Annotated in this window: 16 protein-coding genes; 9 read left to right on the forward strand and 7 right to left on the reverse strand. The window is 43.8% G+C overall.

The window, feature by feature from the left end:
• The first annotated feature begins 440 nt into the window (after window positions 1–440).
• The 4 genes from VEA_RS13005 (at window position 441) to VEA_RS24295 (ending at window position 3,336) form a co-directional block, all read left to right on the forward strand.
• A complete protein-coding gene (locus VEA_RS13005) occupies window positions 441–1,295 on the forward strand; it encodes a co-chaperone YbbN (protein WP_006742720.1) in 855 nt (284 codons plus the stop codon).
• A gap of 154 nt (window positions 1,296–1,449) precedes the next feature.
• Window positions 1,450–2,367 carry an SPFH domain-containing protein gene (locus VEA_RS13010; RefSeq protein WP_005393087.1) on the forward strand — a complete coding sequence of 306 codons (918 nt, stop codon included), beginning with the start codon at window positions 1,450–1,452 and terminating at the stop codon, window positions 2,365–2,367.
• 3 nt (window positions 2,368–2,370) lie between these two features.
• Complete coding sequence (locus tag VEA_RS13015) at window positions 2,371–2,832, forward strand: NfeD family protein (protein ID WP_012842052.1); 462 nt, start codon at window positions 2,371–2,373, stop codon at window positions 2,830–2,832.
• Window positions 2,833–3,156: 324 nt separating this feature from the next.
• Window positions 3,157–3,336, forward strand: coding sequence for a hypothetical protein (locus VEA_RS24295; RefSeq protein WP_074191004.1), 180 nt, complete (start codon window positions 3,157–3,159; stop codon window positions 3,334–3,336).
• A 338-nt stretch (window positions 3,337–3,674) separates the two neighbouring features.
• Here VEA_RS24295 and VEA_RS13020 read toward each other — a convergent pair whose 3' ends face one another.
• From VEA_RS13020 to zipA, 3 genes are all read right to left on the reverse strand, one after another.
• Window positions 3,675–5,084, reverse strand: a complete 1,410-nt coding sequence (locus VEA_RS13020) for an OprD family porin (protein WP_006742721.1) — start codon at window positions 5,082–5,084, stop codon at window positions 3,675–3,677.
• A 510-nt stretch (window positions 5,085–5,594) separates the two neighbouring features.
• Entirely contained in the window at window positions 5,595–7,607 is a 2,013-nt protein-coding gene (ligA, locus tag VEA_RS13025) for an NAD-dependent DNA ligase LigA (RefSeq protein WP_041852978.1), read from the reverse strand.
• Between the two features lie 90 nt (window positions 7,608–7,697).
• A complete protein-coding gene (zipA, locus tag VEA_RS13030; RefSeq protein WP_006742724.1) occupies window positions 7,698–8,654 on the reverse strand; it encodes a cell division protein ZipA in 957 nt (318 codons plus the stop codon).
• A gap of 251 nt (window positions 8,655–8,905) precedes the next feature.
• Between zipA and cysZ the strand changes: the two genes are divergently transcribed.
• The 5 genes from cysZ to crr all read left to right on the forward strand — a co-directional run bounded on the left by cysZ (window position 8,906) and on the right by crr (window position 13,836).
• Window positions 8,906–9,649 (forward strand): sulfate transporter CysZ, encoded by a 744-nt coding sequence (gene cysZ / locus VEA_RS13035; protein ID WP_025998633.1) that lies wholly within the window; start codon window positions 8,906–8,908, stop codon window positions 9,647–9,649.
• Window positions 9,650–9,813: 164 nt separating this feature from the next.
• Window positions 9,814–10,782, forward strand: coding sequence for a cysteine synthase A (cysK, locus tag VEA_RS13040; protein WP_005382045.1), 969 nt, complete (start codon window positions 9,814–9,816; stop codon window positions 10,780–10,782).
• Window positions 10,783–11,082: 300 nt separating this feature from the next.
• Window positions 11,083–11,340: an HPr family phosphocarrier protein gene (locus tag VEA_RS13045; protein WP_005382043.1), complete on the forward strand. Its 258-nt coding sequence runs from the start codon at window positions 11,083–11,085 to the stop codon at window positions 11,338–11,340.
• 140 nt (window positions 11,341–11,480) lie between these two features.
• Complete coding sequence (gene ptsI / locus VEA_RS13050) at window positions 11,481–13,205, forward strand: phosphoenolpyruvate-protein phosphotransferase PtsI (RefSeq protein WP_005393100.1); 1,725 nt, start codon at window positions 11,481–11,483, stop codon at window positions 13,203–13,205.
• A gap of 121 nt (window positions 13,206–13,326) precedes the next feature.
• Window positions 13,327–13,836 carry a PTS glucose transporter subunit IIA gene (gene crr / locus VEA_RS13055; RefSeq protein WP_005382041.1) on the forward strand — a complete coding sequence of 170 codons (510 nt, stop codon included), beginning with the start codon at window positions 13,327–13,329 and terminating at the stop codon, window positions 13,834–13,836.
• A gap of 80 nt (window positions 13,837–13,916) precedes the next feature.
• Here the strand turns inward: crr and VEA_RS13060 are convergent, their stop codons facing one another.
• From VEA_RS13060 to flgL, 4 genes are all read right to left on the reverse strand, one after another.
• Window positions 13,917–15,041 carry a flagellin gene (locus VEA_RS13060; RefSeq protein WP_006743023.1) on the reverse strand — a complete coding sequence of 375 codons (1,125 nt, stop codon included), beginning with the start codon at window positions 15,039–15,041 and terminating at the stop codon, window positions 13,917–13,919.
• 117 nt (window positions 15,042–15,158) lie between these two features.
• Complete coding sequence (locus VEA_RS13065; RefSeq protein WP_005393103.1) at window positions 15,159–16,292, reverse strand: flagellin; 1,134 nt, start codon at window positions 16,290–16,292, stop codon at window positions 15,159–15,161.
• Window positions 16,293–16,800: 508 nt separating this feature from the next.
• The gene (locus VEA_RS13070; RefSeq protein ID WP_006743025.1) at window positions 16,801–17,955 is read right to left on the reverse strand and encodes a flagellin; all 1,155 of its coding nucleotides are present in this window, start codon (window positions 17,953–17,955) and stop codon (window positions 16,801–16,803) included.
• 423 nt (window positions 17,956–18,378) lie between these two features.
• Window positions 18,379–19,572 carry a flagellar hook-associated protein FlgL gene (flgL, locus tag VEA_RS13075; protein WP_005393113.1) on the reverse strand — a complete coding sequence of 398 codons (1,194 nt, stop codon included), beginning with the start codon at window positions 19,570–19,572 and terminating at the stop codon, window positions 18,379–18,381.
• Window positions 19,573–19,584: the final 12 nt, after the last annotated feature.

Genomic DNA, 19,584 nt, shown 5'->3' on the forward strand with positions numbered 1-19,584 from the left:
ATGTCATTATGAGCATGTAGGTTAAAAAAACCTCAAGCAAACGAATCAATTTCTACGCAATTCAGTGAGCACTATTCAACCTAAAGTGAATGAGTTGCTTAGATTTGGTATCGCCACCCATTACGTTTTGTAGCAATGTTTTTACTACTGCGAGGCAACAATGACATTAAATCAGCTTAACTGGCTTAGTGTGGGTGTAGTGTTGACCATGTTCATCCTATTTTGATACCGCACTAACAAATAGCATTAGAACTGCGCTGCTTCGGCAGCGTTTTCTTTTTGCCTTACACCTATTCAGCAGTAACACCACTCTCTTACCGCATCCTTTGACAAAATAGAATGATTCATTATTGATGATGATTAGCAACCATCGCTTGAATTTCCCTTAAATCAACTCCATATCTATTATCAACGACAAGACACAAAGCAAGGATACTCTGATGCAATCCCCATTTATCGTTGAGATAACAGAACAGAACTTTCGCGAAACTCTTGAAGGATCAATGAACACGCCCGTTCTGATCCACTTTTGGGCCAATGCTCAACCAGAAAGCGCACAGATACTCCCTGAGTTGCAATCTCTTGCTCAACAGTACAACGGTGCATTTACGCTTGCTTTATTAAATTGTGAAGATCAGCCCGCTTTAGCGTCTCAATTTGGCGTGCAAGTATTGCCAACTATCGCGCTGTTTATAAATGGTCAAGCCGTCGATGGTCTGGGAGGCCCTCAGCCAATTGATGCCATTGCTACCATGCTACAAAAGCATTTGCCAAGCCCAGATGAACAACTATTAAAACAAGTCAGTGAACTTCTTCACCAAGGTGAGCATGCTCAGGCTTTGAGCATCATCCACACTTTGCCGCCAGAACTGCAAGAGCGTGGTGATGTGAAACTCGCGATGGCTGATTGTTTATTAGAAACCAAACAATTTGATGTCGCCCAAGAGCTACTGAACGCTATCCCTCTTGAGTATCAAGATAACTACTACAAGAGTCTAATAGCCAAGCTCGAGCTGCATTTGCAGGCTGCAGATAGCCCTGAGTTACAACGACTAGAACAAGCATACGCAGCAGACATGGCAAACTTCGAACTTGCTTGTGAATTGGCGGTACAGTACAACCAAGTGGGTCGTGATGAAGAAGCGCTGGAACTGCTGTGGAATATTCTTAAAAAAGACTTGGGCGCCCAAGACGGTGAAGTGAAGAAGACTTTTATGGATATTCTCAGCGCGCTAGGTCAAGGCAACGCATTAGCAAGCAAATATCGCCGTCAGCTGTATTCGATTCTGTACTAACTAGCTGAAAGCGAAACTTCAACTAAAGGCCGGATATTCCGGCCTTTGTTATATAAAAAACCAATAACCTCTTAAGGTTCTCAGAACTTCAATTGTCTATTGTCTATAAATAGGTAAAAATGAATCGGACAATATGCACTTAAGGGAATAACTCATGCCAATTGATTCACTGATTACCATCGGTATTTTCGTCGTTCTTGCTGTAGTTATCTTATCTTCAGCCATTAAGACGGTGCCACAAGGAAATAACTGGACAGTCGAACGCTTCGGACGCTACACCCATACGCTAAAACCCGGCTTAAACTTGATCATTCCATTTGTTGATAAGATAGGGCAAAAAGTCAACATGATGGAGCGCGTTCTTGATATTCCAGCGCAAGAAGTTATTTCAAAAGACAACGCTAACGTGGTTATTGATGCGGTCGGATTTGTTCAAGTCATCGATGCTGCCAAAGCGGCTTATGAAGTCAACGATTTGGAACATGCCATTAGAAATTTAACTCTCACCAATATCCGTACCGTTTTAGGCTCAATGGAGTTGGACGAAATGCTGAGTCAGCGTGACATGATCAACTCCAAGCTGCTGGCAATTGTTGACCAAGCCACCAACCCGTGGGGTGTAAAAGTCACGCGAATTGAAATAAAAGATGTCCAGCCACCATCCGATCTAACGGCGGCGATGAATGCTCAAATGAAAGCCGAGCGAAATAAACGAGCGGAGATTCTCGAAGCAGAAGGGGTACGCCAAGCTGAAATTTTAAAGGCTGAAGGTCATAAGCAATCGGAGATATTAAAAGCTGAGGGCGAAAAGCAGTCTGCTATTCTCCATGCTGAAGCTCGAGAACGCGCCGCGCAGGCAGAAGCAAAAGCGACTTATATGGTTTCTGAAGCGATTGCCAAAGGCGATATGCAAGCCGTCAATTACTTCATTGCTCAGGGCTATACCGAAGCGATCAAAAGCATTGGTCAAGCCGAAAACGGCAAAATCATTATGCTTCCATTAGAAGCGACCGGACTAATGGGCTCGGTTGCAGGGATAGCAGAGATGTTTAAACAACAAGATAAAGAATAACTTATGGACTTTTTCAGTTTGCTGGAAGGCGTCTCTTTCTGGCATTGGCTAGCCTTCGGTTTTGCACTTCTAGCGGTAGAGCTACTTGGGACTGCGGGATATTTTCTCTGGCTCGGAGTTTCTGCACTTATCGTTGGGGCACTAATGACCGTTTTGCCAATGAGCTGGCAATTACAATGGCTTTGCTTTGCAAGTTTCAGCTTAATCACCACTTGGTTATGGTGGCGACGACAATGGTCTAAAGACAAGAAAGAAGACCAAGAAAGAGATCTGAACCAAAAGTATAAGCAGTTAATCGGACGCACACTTACCATTGAAGAGGACTTTTCTGTTGGGCTCAATCGTATCAAGGTTGCCGATACCACATGGTCGGCACAGTCGGATCAAGCACTTCCAGCAGGAACGCGCGTTAAAATAAAAGATATCGATGGTATTATTTTAATCATTGAGCCTGATTCTAAGTAATTTATGCCAAAGTAATGGGGCAAACTATGCTCCATTACTTTAATCTAAACAACCGCTTTAATTTCATTGATTTAATTAGAATCGAACAAAAAATAAGTAGCAGAAATATTATTAATATCCTACCATCTTCTTCCAATTATTTAATTCTTCATCATACGTTAATCAATAAGATAGAAATATATCGATATAAATTATCTTTCTAAATTTATTTTAAAAAATAAAACTTTATTGAATTATTTTTTGATCTTTTTGCCCCCCCATACATACTTAACGCATAAGCATTTAAGTTGAATGCTTTTTATTTGGTAAGTAAGAGGATGTACTATGAAGAAACTTCTCTTTTTAATGTTATGCGGTATCTTTTCTTTTTCTTCCTTTGCCTACACCAACGGAAATGGTGGTACAACTAATTTAGGACCGATAGTCGAATGTAAATTGCCAAGTGGTGATGTCACTAATATTCCAAGTGAAATGTGTCGATTTAGAGGCGGAGAATGGAACTAATATAGAAGTCAGTAGTTAGTTCGATATAAGTAAACTATTGATACCTTACTTTTCAGTAAAGTCATTATTTACCCAAGCAAGTAGATATTCAATGTCTACATTAAGGTGATGATTATGAGATTTTTAGCTGGTCTATTGTTAGCATGTTTTGCCCTAGCTCCATTAACTACTCATGCCAATGGTGCTTCAGGTGGACGTACGCTAGCCCCAGAGATAAAGTGTGAGTTACCAAACGGTAACGTGCATATGTTACCGCCGTTATATTGCAAAATATATGATGGTCGAGAAGTAAAATAAAAAAGGAGCCTAGCGGCTCCTTTTTATCATCTCACTAAGTATTAGTGGAAGCTGTAAGGGATAAGAACTTGTAGACGTAGGTCCGTTTCATCCGCATCACCAGCACCAGCGTACTCATCGCGCTCTAGGATTGTACCGTGTAGACGGATCGTAGAACCTTTCAGTGCGCCACTCTGTAGAGAGTAAGATACTGTCGCGTTAACTGCGTATTCACTTTCGTAATCCCAGTCACCTGATGCACCGCTTGCTGCAGAATCAGCTCCAGTACCGTAACCAAAGCCTAGGTAGTAGTTCCAGCCGTTACCTTGGTTGTAAGATAGACGGTTGTACCACGCTAGCTCACCCGCTTTGTTCCAGTCAGACAGTGCATCCCACCACTGAGACCAAGTACCGTTGTTCATACCGTAAGTATGAATTGTACGTGGAACGAAGTCAGCACGGTTGTCTGTGTCTGTGTAGCGTAGCTCAGACATCCAAGCTAGCTTGCCGAAAGATTGATTCAAAGATAGACCAGTGTGGAAACCTAGACCATCGTATTTCACATCATCGTCAACACCGTAGAAATCAAATGCTAGAGTTGTACGGTCACTCACAGTGTACTTCAAGTAAGCCTTGTAAGAAGTGTTGTCCGTTTCGTTGTGGTAGCTAGTTACTTGACCTGCACCCCAGTCGATACCATTTGCATATTGAACGCCAGTAGCTTGACCCAAACCAAGTTGCATAAACAAGCTGTCAGTTAGGTTACCGTTTAGGCCTAGAGAGTGTAGGTAGCTCCATGAAGTATCAGACCAAAGCGCTGGCGCGTAGTCATCTTCGTGAAGTAGCCAAGGTGCTGTAAATTGGTCTGCACCAAAGTAGCTTAGGTTGAAATCACCTAATTTAGCGTTCAATTCGAAACCACGGTAAGTACCAGGTACGAAACTCCAAACGTTACCAATAGTACCGTTACCACCCGCTTGTAGCATACCAAAGCGCGCGTTGAAGCTTTCGTTTGCTTTGAACTTCAGTGCTGCTTTGTAAACTTTAAGCTGTTGACCATCACCTGCACCCCAGTCTAGGTTGTTACAAGTTGAAATTTCGTTACATAGGTAGCCTTCGTTTGAATTGTAAAGGCTATCGTTGTAAAGGTCGCCAGAATAGTAAGCCGCAACATCTGCACCAACCCAACCATCGTGGTAGCCAGAAGTAAAGTCTAAAATTGCGTTGTAAGAAGAGTAGTTTAGACGACTCCAACGGTCACCGTTTTCACCGCCTGGCTTACCTGTTGTACGAGTACGAGAACGAGTATCAACTAGAAATAATGCATTAAGACTAGAGTCTTGCATAAATTCGTTCACTTTCTCTACGTACTCGCCACCTGCTGCACTTTCAGTAGACGCTGTAGCTGGAGCAACAGCAACAACACCAAACATTGCTGCGGTTAACGCTGAAACCTTAAAAAATTTGTCCATGGAAAAACTCCTAAAAATGGATATAGCTGTATTTTTCTATCTCACCTTTAGTTGGCCGCCGAAGGAGAGAAGTAAATTCCTGATCAAACCTCATTATTTCTAATTTGGCTTTTTTTAGTTCCTGCATACACACCGTGTATCCACGTGATTAAGACTAACTTCGCAGCTAAAAACATCCAAACGGAACTTATTTTTTTTCTAAAAAAATATGAGCCAGTCCAAAGTTCCATATAAGTTATTGATCCAGATCTTACTTTTAACAACACCAACACAAAAAGACAGTTAAACATTAAATATCAACAACTTAAATAGCAACCTAGAATTCCAGCTTGAAGTCACTCGCAGACTAAAGAAGTAAAAAACCTTAATAATTCAATGGGAGATCTTGATCACTGAAAAGATAAAAAGCATAAAAAACTCAATAAAAAAGCACTTAATTATGGGCAAGAAAAAGCCCCACATGCTTACCATGTGGGGCTTTTAGTTGTTTTTTAGCTTTTTTGATAATACTTAATTCATCAACTCGAGTAAGTCTTGTTCTGTTTTGATCTCGATACCCAGTTCTTGTGCCTTTGCCAACTTCGAACCTGCATTTTCACCAGCAAACAAAATATCCGTTTTCTTAGAAACACTACCTGTCACTTTTGCACCTAGGGATTGGAGGGCTTCTTTAGCCTCTGTGCGACCTAATTGAGAAAGTGTTCCTGTCAATACAACTGTCTTACCTTCTAACGGTAGCTCTCCTACCTGCTCAGTCGTATTAATCTCTGGCCAGTGGATCCCTTGTTCAAGCAAATCTTTAACCACTGCTTGGTTCTGCTCTTCACTGAAGAAAGTCGTAATATGTTGAGCAACCACAGCACCGATGTCTTGCACTTCAATTAACTGCTCTTCGTTAGCATTTTGGATGGCTTCCAACGTTTTAAAGTGCATTGCTAGGTTTGCGGCGGTTGCCTCGCCAACTTCACGAATCCCAAGCGAATACAAAAAGCGAGGTAACGTTGTCTCTTTTGATTTTTCTAACGCATTCACAATGTTCTGCGCAGACTTTGGCCCCATGCGATCTAATACCGTTAAAATCCCCGCAGATAACTTAAATAAGTCAGCAGGAGTTTTCACCATCTCACGGTCAACAAGTTGCTCGATCACTTTATCGCCTAGACCGTCAACGTCTAACGCTTTACGAGACACAAAGTGTTTTAGCGCTTGTTTACGTTGGGCTTGGCAAACTAAGCCACCCGTACAACGTGTTACCGCCTCTCCTTCGATTCGTTCAACATGCGAACCACAAACAGGACACTGAGTTGGAAAAATAATATCTCGCGCTGTTTCTGGTCGACGCTCTTTGATGACAGAAACGACTTGAGGAATAACATCACCCGCTCGACGAATCACAACGTGATCACCGATCTTAACTTGCAGACGTTCTATCTCATCTGCGTTATGAAGCGTCGCATTACTTACCGTTACCCCGCCAACAAATACAGGCTCTAGTTTAGCAACAGGTGTAATCGCACCAGTACGACCGACTTGGAATTCCACCTCATTCAACGTCGTCATTTCTTCCTGAGCCGGGAATTTGTAGGCAATCGCCCAACGTGGAGCGCGAGCAACAAATCCAAGACGCTCTTGCACGGCAATATCGTCAATTTTAATGACGACACCATCGATCTCATAAGGAAGGGCATCACGACGCTGCAAGATATCTTGGTAGTAAGCTTTTACATCTGCCAAGCTTTCAACTCGCTTGGTCTCCGGGCACATTGGTAATCCCCAAGATTTAATTTGCAAGAAGCGTTCGTAGTGACTTGCCGCCAATTCAGCGCCTTGCACCACGCCCACACTGTATGCATAAAAGCTAAGCGGACGAGAAGCCGTAATGCGTGAATCCAATTGTCGTAAGCTACCAGCCGCAGCGTTACGTGGGTTGACAAAGATTTTTTCGCCTTTCTTCCTTGCTAATTCATTGAGCTTTTCAAACCCAGCTTTCGGCATAAAGACTTCACCACGAACTTCAAGACGATTTGGCCAGTCATTACCTCTGAGTTTTAAAGGAATGGCTTTAATCGTGCGAACATTCTCTGTGATGTTCTCGCCGGTAGTGCCATCACCTCGTGTTGCCGCCTGCACTAACACTCCGTTCTCATACAGTAAACTAACTGCGAGTCCATCCAATTTCGGCTCACAACAGTATTCTTTTACACTCTGACTGCCCACCCGCTCTTGTGCTCGCTTATGGAAACTATCAAGTTCGCTGTCATCAAACGCATTATCAAGCGAAAGCATCGGTACTTCATGTGTCACTTGGCTAAACGCAGAGAGAGGTTGTCCACCGACACGTTGACTTGGTGAATCTACGGTAATTAAATCAGGGTTCTCAGCTTCAATATCCAGGAGCTCTCGCATTAAACGGTCGTACTCGGCATCAGGGATCTCTGGGTTATCTTCCACGTAGTAACGCACAGCGTGGTAATGCAACGACTCTTTTAGTTCTTCTAATCGCTGAAGTACTGATTCAGACATAGTAAAGCCCCGTGTATTTTCAATCGGTGAGGTTGGGAAATCCAAGAAAAAGGGCTCCATCCGGAGCCCTATTATTATTTGCTGTTAAGATTATGCGTTAGCGGCATTAAACTCAACTATTTGACGTCGATAAGACGCTAAACGGTCTGGCGTCATTAAGTTACGCTGGTCATCAAGAACGTTGCCACCTAAATCATCAGCAATTTGCTGCGCAGTTCGGAGCATTAAGTTGAAGTTCTGTTCAGCCTCGCCATAACAAGGCAATGTCATGAAGAATGAAATACCCTTCGTTGTAAACTCAGCAGGATCAGCATGCTCAAACGTACCAGGGTGCATCATATTAGCGACGCTAAACAACACTTTGCCGTTACCGGACAAGTCGACATGACGGTGGAAAATATCCATCTCGCCATAAATTAAGCCGTTTTGTTGCATACTCTCAAATAAAGCAGTACCAACAAATGGCTCTTCACCCGCGCAGTGCACATTCAATACAATCACTTGCATTTCAGGTTCTGGCTTTGGCTCTTCCTTAGGCTCTGCAACGACAGAATCGCTAACCGTTTCGACTTGCTGTTCTTTCTCAGTAATATCAAACGCGGCGGGAATAGCTTCTTCTTCCACAGCAGGCTGGAATGGATCTTCAGCTACTGGTGCTTGTACAACAGGCTCAACGTCCTCTTCTTTATCTTTTTCTGCAACAAATGAAGGGATGTCATCTGGCTCCTGCTGTGTCTGTGTTACTTCAGATGGGCCACCGAATAGCGGGTCAGATTCAAATTTGTTGTCGAAAGAACTCGCCATTCCAAAATCTGGTTCTTTGCGATCTTTACGAATGATCTCAAAGTCATCTTCAGGAGCGGGAGCGAAATCTCGTTCTTTCTCGACAAGATCATTTTTGTCCCCTTGGTCAACATCCAGCTTACCAAGCGGCTTGTTACCAAACTTTGCTTTGCCTTCTTTTTTACTGCTCCACAAACCATGAAACAGCAATGCCGCGATGGCTAATGCGCCAACAACAATGAGTACGAATCGCAATTCCTGCATTATTTACTCTCAATATACTTGTTTTTACTACTCGCAGTTCCTTGAGCAGCAACCCAAGTGCAATAAATCTGAATGATACGTTTACTTTACCAAAACTATATGTAGATTTAGAACAACTTAATGCAAGAAGTTCCGTTTTTTGTTGTGATTCTTGCCACGATTCCACTTAACAAGACGTCATTTGTCAGGGCATTGAAAGAAAAGTCCTCACAGGTACAATGAGTTTTCATTTACACGAAGCCAAAATAGACATGAAGCAAAACAATCAGCAGAGAACCGGGTTCGGTTATTTTCTATACGGGATACAATTGGCACTTGCCCCTAAAATCAGGCGCTTTGTCATCTTACCTCTACTTGCAAATATCTTGCTTGTAGGTGGTGCCATCTTCTATCTATTTTCAAACCTTAATATATGGATAGAAGGCTGGATTGGGCAGCTGCCTGAGTTTTTATCCTGGTTAACTTACATTCTTTGGCCTTTACTCGCTCTGACGATACTCGCTACCTTCTCCTATTTTTTCAGCACGCTCGCGAACTTTATCGCCGCGCCATTCAATGGCCTCTTAGCTGAAAAAGTGGAAGAGTACTTAACGGGACAAAAAGTAAATGATGATGGATTCACTGCCGTTCTGAAAGATGTTCCTCGCGTTTTAGCTCGTGAATGGAGAAAGCTGCTTTACATCTTACCTAAAGCAATAGGCCTATTCCTGTTATTGCTCATCCCTGCCCTTGGGCAAACAGTAGGCCCATTTTTATGGTTTATTTTTACCGCTTGGATGCTCGCGATTCAATATTGTGACTACCCGTTTGATAACCATAAAATCCCATTTAACGACATGCGTTACAAATTGAAACAAAAGCAAGGTAAGGCCTATGGCTTTGGGGTATTGGTGTCTGTGTTTACGACGATCCCAATTTTGAACCTCATTGTCATGCCTGTAGCAATATGTGGCGCAACCGCTATGTGGGTGGCGGAGTTTAAGCACCAACGATAGTCGATTAGAGATTAAGGAAAGGGATCTGCGCCAGCTTTTCCCTTTTCTTTTATCGAGTTCTGGGCCAACCTAATAAGATATAACTTTTTAATCCTTTTCCCTTTTTTTCATACCGCATATTCTTCTATCCATATTCACACAACGTGTAATGAAGGAACATCACTATGAGCAAAATCTACGAAGATAACTCTCTTACTATCGGTAATACACCTCTCGTTCGTCTAAACAAAGTAAGCAAAGGCAAAGTTCTCGCGAAAATTGAAGCGCGTAACCCTAGCTTCAGTGTTAAGTGCCGTATCGGTGCAAACATGATTTGGGAAGCAGAGAAAGCGGGGCTTCTTAAGCCAGGTGTAGAGCTTGTAGAGCCTACCAGTGGTAACACAGGTGTTGCTCTAGCATTCGTAGCGGCCGCTCGCGGTTACAAGCTAACATTGACCATGCCTGAATCAATGAGCCTAGAACGCCGTAAGCTACTTAAAGCACTGGGCGCTAACCTTGAGCTGACTGAAGCGGCGAAAGGCATGAAAGGGGCGATTGCTAAAGCAGAAGAAATCGTAGCAAGCAACCCTGAGAAGTACCTACTTCTTCAACAATTTGACAACCCTGCGAACCCAGAGATCCACGAAAAGACTACGGGCCCTGAGATTTGGGAAGCGACAGACGGTGAAATCGACGTATTCGTTGCTGGTGTCGGTACGGGCGGTACTATCACAGGTACAAGCCGTTACATCAAAGGTGAAAAAGGCAAAGCCATCACTTCTGTCGCAGTTGAGCCAGCAGAGTCTCCAGTTATTGCACAAGCACTTGCTGGCGAAGAAATTCAACCTGCTCCGCACAAAATCCAAGGTATCGGTGCTGGTTTCATCCCAGGTAACCTCGATTTAGACATTATTGACCGCGTTGAGCAAGTCACCTCAGAAGAAGCGATTGAGATGGCTCGTCGCCTAATGGAAGAGGAAGGTATCCTAGCTGGTATCTCATCTGGTGCGGCTGTTGTTGCAGCCAACCGACTTGCAGAACTCCCTGAATTTGAAGGAAAAACAATTGTAACCGTTCTACCAAGTTCAGGTGAGCGTTACCTAAGCACAGCACTCTTTGCAGGTATCTTTACCGAAAAAGAGAACCAACAATAATATGTGTTCAAATCAATTTTTAGTTTAAAAAAGCCCCGTTTAGGGGCTTTTTTGTTGATCCCTGCCCTACCTTTGGTAATATCAGGGTGTTTTATTTCTAGCTTCAAAATAAAGAAGCAGAACACAAAAAGGTTTCAAAGTGATTACGCACGCAAACAGTTGCGTAGTTACCAAACTTTTGACTAGTATCAGAACTGACGCGCTTTGAACTCTTCCCGTGCTAGCGCACAAGATGTAAAGCAGTTAAGCTAAAATCTAGTCACAAACTAACAAAAAAATACATTTATTGGGGTATATCACATGTACGAGAAGCAAGTAGAAATCACAGCAGAAAACGGCCTTCACACTCGTCCAGCTGCACAGTTTGTTAAAGAAGCAAAAGCATTCGACGCAGACATCACTGTGACTTCTAACGGTAAAAGCGCTAGCGCTAAGAGCCTATTCAAACTACAAACACTAGGCCTAGTAAAAGGTACTCAAGTAACTATTTCTGCTGAAGGCCCACAAGCTCAGCAAGCAGTTGACCACCTAGTTGCTCTAATGGACCAACTACACTAATCCGGTCTCCTACTCCAGAAGCCATTTTGTGAAAGCAAAATGGCTTCGTTGGAAATAGGCTCAAAACTAAGCTAAAACTATTCGTTAGCGCACCCATTATTCTCCCGTTTTATAAAGTTGACCAAACTTAAGGTAAGGCTATGATTTCAGGCATCCTAGCATCTCCTGGTATTGCAATCGGTAAAGCACTACTACTTCAAGAAGATGAAATTGTCCTAAACACAAACACTATTTCTGACGATCAAGTAGAAGCTGAAGTTCAGCGTTTCTTCGACGCTCGTAACAAATCTGCAGCTCAGCTAGAAACTATCAAGCAAAAAGCGCTTGAAACGTTTGGTGAAGAAAAAGAAGCGATCTTTGAAGGTCACATCATGCTTCTTGAAGACGAAGAGCTAGAAGAAGAGATCCTAGCACTTATCAAAAACGACAAGATGACTGCGGATCACGCTATCCACTCAGTTATCGAAGAGCAAGCATGTGCTCTTGAGTCACTAGATGACGAATACCTAAAAGAACGTGCAACTGACATCCGCGATATCGGTTCTCGTTTTGTGAAAAACGCACTGGGTATCAACATTGTTTCGCTTAGCGACATCAATGAAGAAGTTATCCTAGTTGCTTACGACCTAACGCCATCTGAAACGGCACAGATTAACCTAGACTACGTACTTGGTTTTGCTTGTGATATCGGCGGTCGTACATCTCACACTTCAATCATGGCTCGCTCTCTTGAGCTTCCTGCTATCGTTGGTACTAACGACATCACGAAAAAAGTTAAGAATGGCGATATGCTGATTCTTGACGCGATGAACAACAAGATTGTTGTTAACCCATCAGAAGCTGAACTAGAAGAAGCGAAAGCGGTTAAAGCGGCATTCCTAGCTGAAAAAGAAGAGCTAGCGAAACTGAAAGACCTACACGCAGAAACGACTGACGGTCACCGTGTAGAAGTTTGCGGTAACATCGGTACAGTGAAAGACTGTGACGGTATCCTCCGTAACGGCGGTGAAGGTGTTGGTCTGTACCGTACTGAATTCCTATTTATGGACCGTACTGCACTTCCAACTGAAGAAGAACAGTACCAAGCGTACAAAGAAGTTGCGGAAGCAATGAACGGTCAAGCTGTGATCATCCGTACTATGGATATCGGCGGCGATAAAGATCTCCCATACATGGATCTTCCAAAAGAGATGAACCCATTCCTAGGCTGGCGCGCTGTACGTATCAGTCTGGATCGTCGTGAAATCCTTCGTGATCAGCTACGTGGCATCCTACGTGCTTCTGCACACGGCAAACTGCGTATTATGTTCCCAATGATCATCTCTGTCGAAGAAATCCGTGAGCTTAAGAAAGCGATCGAAGAGTACAAAGAAGAGCTACGTGCTGAAGGCCACGCGTTTGACGAAAACATCGAAATCGGTGTTATGGTTGAAACTCCTGCTGCTGCTGCGATCGCACACCACTTAGCGAAGGAAGTGTCTTTCTTCTCTATCGGTACAAACGACCTAACTCAGTACACGCTAGCGGTAGACCGTGGTAACGAGATGATCTCTCATCTTTACAACCCACTATCACCAGCAGTACTAACCGTGATCAAGCAAGTTATTGACGCTTCTCACGCAGAAGGTAAATGGACTGGTATGTGTGGTGAACTTGCAGGTGACGAGCGTGCAACGCTTCTACTTCTAGGTATGGGTCTGGACGAGTTCTCAATGAGCGGCATTTCAATCCCTAAAGTGAAGAAAGTAGTTCGTAACTCTAACTTCGCAGAAGTGAAAGCAATGGCTGAAGAAGCCCTTTCTTTACCAACAGCTGCAGAAATCGAAGCAGTGGTAGAAAAGTTTATTGCTGAGAAAGCTCAGTAATCGGTAGTACCAAGTAATTCAATACTTAATGGCCATTAGACGGCGAAAAAAGTCGTCTAATGCGCTATATTGGTATACTATAATTCGACAGAATAAAACCAAACCTTAGGAGCATGACACAATGGGTCTGTTTGACAAACTTAAGAAGCTTGTATCTGATGACAGCGCTGACGCTGGTGCTATCGAAATCATCGCGCCACTTTCTGGTGAGATTGTAAACATCGAAGACGTGCCAGATGTTGTTTTCGCTGAGAAAATCGTTGGTGACGGTATTGCTATCAAGCCAGCAGGCAACAAAATGGTAGCTCCTGTAAACGGTACTATCGGTAAGATCTTCGAAACTAACCACGCATTCTCTATCGAGTCTGACGACGGTGTTGAGCTTTTCGTTCACTTCGGTATCGACACAGTTGAACTAAAAGGCGAAGGCTTCACGCGTATCGCTGAAGAAGGTCAAACTGTTAAAGCTGGCGACACTGTAATTGAATTCGATCTAGCTCTTCTAGAAGAGAAAGCGAAGTCAACGCTAACTCCAGTTGTTATCTCTAACATGGACGAAATCAAAGAGCTGAACAAGCTTTCTGGTTCTGTGACTGTTGGTGAAACTCCAGTTCTACGTGTAACTAAGTAATTTTTACTTAGCCGAACACGAAAAAACGCTGCCATTGGCAGCGTTTTTTATTACCTGAAGTTTATGCTTTCTTACCAGATTCAACTGAGTAGACCAAGTGCCGAACTCGGCCTTTGTTTTGCCTGAGCCAATAACGCAGTTGTCGCATCTTGGAGCACTTGAGAACGCACCATTTCCGTAGACTCTCTTGCAAAATCCGTGTCTCTTATTCGACTCTTGGATTCCGTAACACTCCGATTCACGGTATTTAAGTTATCCACCGAACCATTTACACGATTCTGAAAGCTGCCAATTTCACTTCGGTGCGAATCAACGTACTTGATCGCTGCATCAATCACCCCTATTGAAAGCTGCGCCTTACCAGCCGTCGACATATCGATGTCATCCATTGTGACTAATTGACCAGTGCTTATATCAAGCTCATCCGCTAAACTCCCATCGAGAACCACGCCCTCTGGCGCCTTGATCGTAGAGGCAAAGAATTGCAGTTCATTGTTTTCCGTTACTGAGGCACTCACTACCGATTGTTGAGCATTGATGTAAGTGGCGACCTGTTCTACGCGATCACCCAATTTGAGCCCAATGGATTCCGTTTGGGTTTGCCCTTTACTGTCTTGGTATTCGACTTTTAGAGTTTGGTTATCTTTAGTGACTCGCCAATCTTTATCGACCGCATCACCAACATAATGCAGCCCTCCCATCTCTGGGATATGGCTACGCATATTACGTAACGTCAAAGAGATTGAGTTAGCGTTCGCGCCAATATGAAAGCTTTGCGAGCCATAAGAACCATCAAATAAATTTTTATCCGCAAATGTCGTTGTGATCGCGACACGATCAAGCTCATCCTGCAGCGCTACGACCTCGTATTGGATGCTTTGTCGGTCACTGGTATCGTTACTACCATTTGCCGCTTGAAGCCCTAGAGAGCGTAACCGTTGCAAAATATCACTGCTCTCATGTAACGCGCCTTCCGCGGTTTGCGCGACCGAATAAGCATCGTGCGCATTTCTTAAGGCGACATCAAGCCCTCTCGTTTGTACATGGAGAGTATTGGATATCTGTAAACCTGCCGCATCATCACTCGCCGAGTTAATTCGAAAACCAGAAGTGAGGTTCCGTTGTGACTCGACGTTTTGCGCTGCCGCTTGACTCAGGTGTCTCTGCGCCACCATCGCGGCAACATTGGTATTTAAAGAGACCATCTAATCGATATGAGTGCCTTGTCGAACATCCTGTTGGGACGCATCTAAATCGTTATAGCCGATAAGCAAAAAAGCCAGGGATGAGCCTGGCTTTTGTATCTTGTCTTATTAAGGTGATTAACCTAGCAGACTTAGCGCTGAGTTTGGCGCTTGTTTCGCTTGCGCAAGGATTGAGCTTGACGCTTGCGATAGAATTTGTGACTTGGTCATTTGAGTCGTTTCTTTCGCGAAGTCAGTATCTTTGATACGGCTCTTCGACGCGTTCACGTTCTCGTTAATGTTGTCCAAGTTGCTGATTGCATGGTTGAAACGGTTCTGGAATGCACCCAGCTCTGCGCGGTGGCTGTCTACGTATTTCAGTGCCGCATCGATGATAGCCACAGATTCTTGTGCGCCACCAACTGAGGTTACGTCAATAGTATCTACCGTCACTTTTTTACCTTCGCCCAAACCTAGCTCGCCAGATAGGCCGCCTGAAAACTCGACTTCGCCTTCGACTTTGTTGTTGCCAGCAAAGATTTGCAGTTTACCATCTTGGTCTACTGATGCTTTCACTAGGTCAGTTTGACCGTTAATGTAAGTCGCAAGCTCTTCGATATCGTCACCCGCTTTTGCGCTGATGTTGATTTCTTGCTCTTGACCGTAGCTGTCCGTTAGGTTGATTTTTAGGTCGTTCTTACCTTCAGCAACGTTCCAGTCTTTACCTTTACCACTTTCAGCTTGGTAGCTCACACCGCCCATCATTTTGTTGTCTGAACGCATGTCTTTTAGCTCAAGCATCACTGCTTCACCGTTATCCGCACCGATTTGGAACGATTTCGCACCGTGTGTGCCGTTTAGTAGCTTGTTACCACCGAAAGACGTGGTTTCTGCGATACGGTTTAGTTCGTCATTTAGCGCGGTCACTTCTTCTTGAATCGCCACACGCTCTGATTTCGAGTTTGAGCCGTTTGCTGATTGTAGAGACAAGTCACGCATACGTTGAAGAATGTTAGTGGTCTCGTTCATTGCACCTTCAGCGGTTTGTGCAATTGAGATACCGTCGTTCGCGTTGCGAACCGCCACATCCAAACCACGGCTTTGTACGTTCAAACGGTTCGAAATTTGAAGACCCGCAGCGTCATCTTTTGCGCTGTTGATTTTGAACCCCGAAGACAAACGCTCCATAGAAGTTTGTTGAGCTGAGTTTGCGTTGTTTAGGTAACGCTGAGCGGTCATCGCTGATACGTTAGTGTTTACATTCACTGCCATGGTGATTTCTCCAATTGATTTTCCGGTATAGCGGTTTCCGACGTCTCGGAAAACCAAGTAGTTCTCTCAAAGTTACCCCTATTAACGACACCAAATTCAGAAGCTTTAGAAAAAAATTTAAAAAAATAACATTGCGAGATTTAGCTAATAAAATTGAAGAAAAGTAAGAAAAAGTGCTCAAGTTTCTACAAATTGAGCCGAGAGGGCTAAATTGTACAGAAAAACATCAAAAACAAGAGATAAGGAAATGAATAGAGAAAATAAAAGAAGGAAAATGCAGAAAAGAAAAAGCCCCTTTTCCTTTGAGAGAACTGGGGCTAGGTTGGTCGCCAGAGCCTATGTGGAGATCAAGAGAAATGAACACATTTCCGGCATACCGGGTGCAACTCTACATTGAAAATGATTGGCAGGTGAGAGATGAGAGAGCCGCTCATTCTATTATAAAGTTGCTTGCCAAAAGCCTGCATTCCCATCCACGTCTGAATGTATTGAGTACAGGCTAAGTAAACTACTGCAATAGTGACATTGCAGAGTTTGGCAACTGTTTCGCTTGAGCAAGAATCGATGTACCTGCTTGTTGCAAAATTTGTGCTTTGGTCATTTGCGTGGTTTCTTTCGCAAAGTCCGTGTCTTTAATTCGGCTGTTCGACGCGTCAACGTTTTCTTGGATGTTTGCCAAGTTGTTGATGCTGTGGCTCAGACGGTTTTGCTTCGCACCCAGATCCGCACGTTGTGAATCCACGTATTTCAGTGCCGAATCCAGCACAGAGATAGCGTTTTGAGAACCTTGTACGGTTGTCATATCAATATCTTGTACTGATGTTCTAAGAGGTTCATCGCTCAAACCAAGCTCAGACGCCAATCCACCCGAAATTGAAATTTCACCCTGAACGTTTGGATGTGCAACAAAAACTTGTAACTTGCCATCTTCGCTTACAGACGCGTTGATCATGTCTGATTGACCATTGATGTACGTTGCTAGCTCTTCGATGTCGTCACCTGCTTTTGCATTAATGTTGATTTCTAGATCATCGACATTGCCGTCTTCGTCTTCACCCATACCTGGCAAAGTGATTTTTAGATCCGATTTAGCTGGGTCAACGCCCCAATCTTTATCTTTACCGTTTTCCGATAAGAAGGTCACACCGCCCATGCGAGTATCGTCCGCACGAATGCTGGTTAGCCCCATAATCATTGCTTCACCTGAGCTCGCACCAATCTGGAATGCCGCTTCACCGAATGAGCCGTTCAATAGACGACGGCCACCGAATGACGTGGTTTCTGCGATACGGTTTAGCTCGTCAATCAATGCCATTGACTCTTCGTTGATCGCCTGACGCTCAGCCGGAGAGTTAGTACCGTTCGATGATTGAATAGCAAGGTCACGCATACGTTGCATGACAGATGTTGCCTCATTCATCGCACCTTCAGCGGTTTGTGCAATCGAGATACCATCGTTCGCGTTACGCATTGCGACATCTAGACCACGAGACTGTGCAGTTAAGCGATTAGAGATCTGTAGACCTGCCGCATCATCTTTTGCACTGTTAATCTTATGTCCTGAAGATAAGCGCTCCATCGACGTATTTAATTCGTCAGTCGCTTTGTTTAGGTAACGCTGCGCGGTCATCGCGGAGACGTTAGTACTAACTGTTACAGCCATTTTGCTCTCCTTTTGAGTTCGCAAGCTTTTGCGAAGCGGCCAGCTTTACTCTCATTTGGATAAGCACTGACCGTAAAAATTACTTGCTAAATCTGCCTTAAACGCAGGGTTTAGAATCTCTAAATCTGTTCTGATATTTTCAATACAATTTGTGTGCCAACTTATAAAATTTATTTCACCGCTTTTAAAAGAAGCACATAAACAATAAGTTAGCGTTATCACTAAACCATTTCCGGATAATGAGGCTCACCTTGCTTCATAGATATTGACCGCTACTTTGTTGCCGCCCGACTTGCCTCTCGCGTCATTGCCGCTTTGGGTAAAATCGTGCCGCATAGCATGACTCTTAATTTACGTCGATTTATCGCACTTAAGGCTTTGCACATAAGGCATCAAAAATCAGACAGTGTGTCTTAAGTCAGACTAAATATAGTTAAACAGAGTTAGATCTTTGGTCTTACCGAATGCTTGTTGCGATGCCTGTAACGCTCGCGAGTTTTCACTGAACTCGATAACGGCTTTAGAGTAATCCAAATCCTCAAAGTTGCTCTTCGCTTTCGCCAGAGACAAATTAAAGTCTTCGTGGTTTTGCTCTTGGATATCGAGCGTGCTCAATCGAGCGCCAGCATCAGTACGCGCTTTATTCAAATGGATAAAAGCAGCGTGAAATTCTTCTGTCATTTGGTGCAATTTGGCGGTCGCCGACGTATCCGACACCGATTTATCTGACCACGCCATTGCATCCTTGAAGGTATCGAAAATGCTGAACTCTGCCCGCTTTTCGATCTCGATGCTATCGCCAGGCGTAATTTGACCTTTTACGTGCACTTTCAGGCCTTTGTACTCAATGCCTTTTTCTGGAGAAAACTCATCGGCATCCACGACTTTACCGTTACGCTCTAGTTGGTAACCAAATTTGCCGTTGTTCATATCGACAAATGTCACGCGATACGCCGCATCATCCTTCGTATCAACGTTAGTGGCTCTGTTTAATAGCAACTCAGAACCGTTTTGTAGATCGTAATTCGGCTGATAATCGCCAAATGGGTTTGGTATCTCCATAAACAGCTTGCTGCCAGGATCGTTCATTGGCATCTCAAGCATGCTGGAGACTTTCATTTTACGCTGGTAATCGTCTCCAGCGTACTGAACACTACCGTCTTTATCGCGATAGAATGGTTGGCTTTTTGGCTTAGTGCCAGCAAACACGTAGTTACCAGATTCATCTTGCGAATTCACTAAGTTAAGGAAGTTGTTCGCAATCTCTTCTAGCTCACGCTTCTTTGCTTGTCGGTCTTCCGCAGAAAACGCACCGTTAATCATCTCCATCGTTAAGCGCTTCGACTCGTCGGCAAAATTCTCTGCATTGGCGATATTAACTTCGTGGTTTTCTAGACGATTACGCACCAACACTATCGAGCTAAGATATTGTTGTAGCTGTTCTTGTTGCTGACTAATATTTTGAATGTAATGCGACGCAAGGGGATCGTCGCTAGGTTTCAGTAACTTTTTCCCTGAAGCAAGTTGCTCTTGGTTATGGTGAACCTTATTCTCTTGACGACGCAAATCATTTTGTACGGACTGATAGTTATGGAAACTAGAAATTCGGGTTAGCACTTATCTCTTCTC

It is taken from the genome of Vibrio antiquarius, assembly GCF_000024825.1.
In the GTDB taxonomy this organism is placed as follows: domain Bacteria; phylum Pseudomonadota; class Gammaproteobacteria; order Enterobacterales; family Vibrionaceae; genus Vibrio; species Vibrio diabolicus.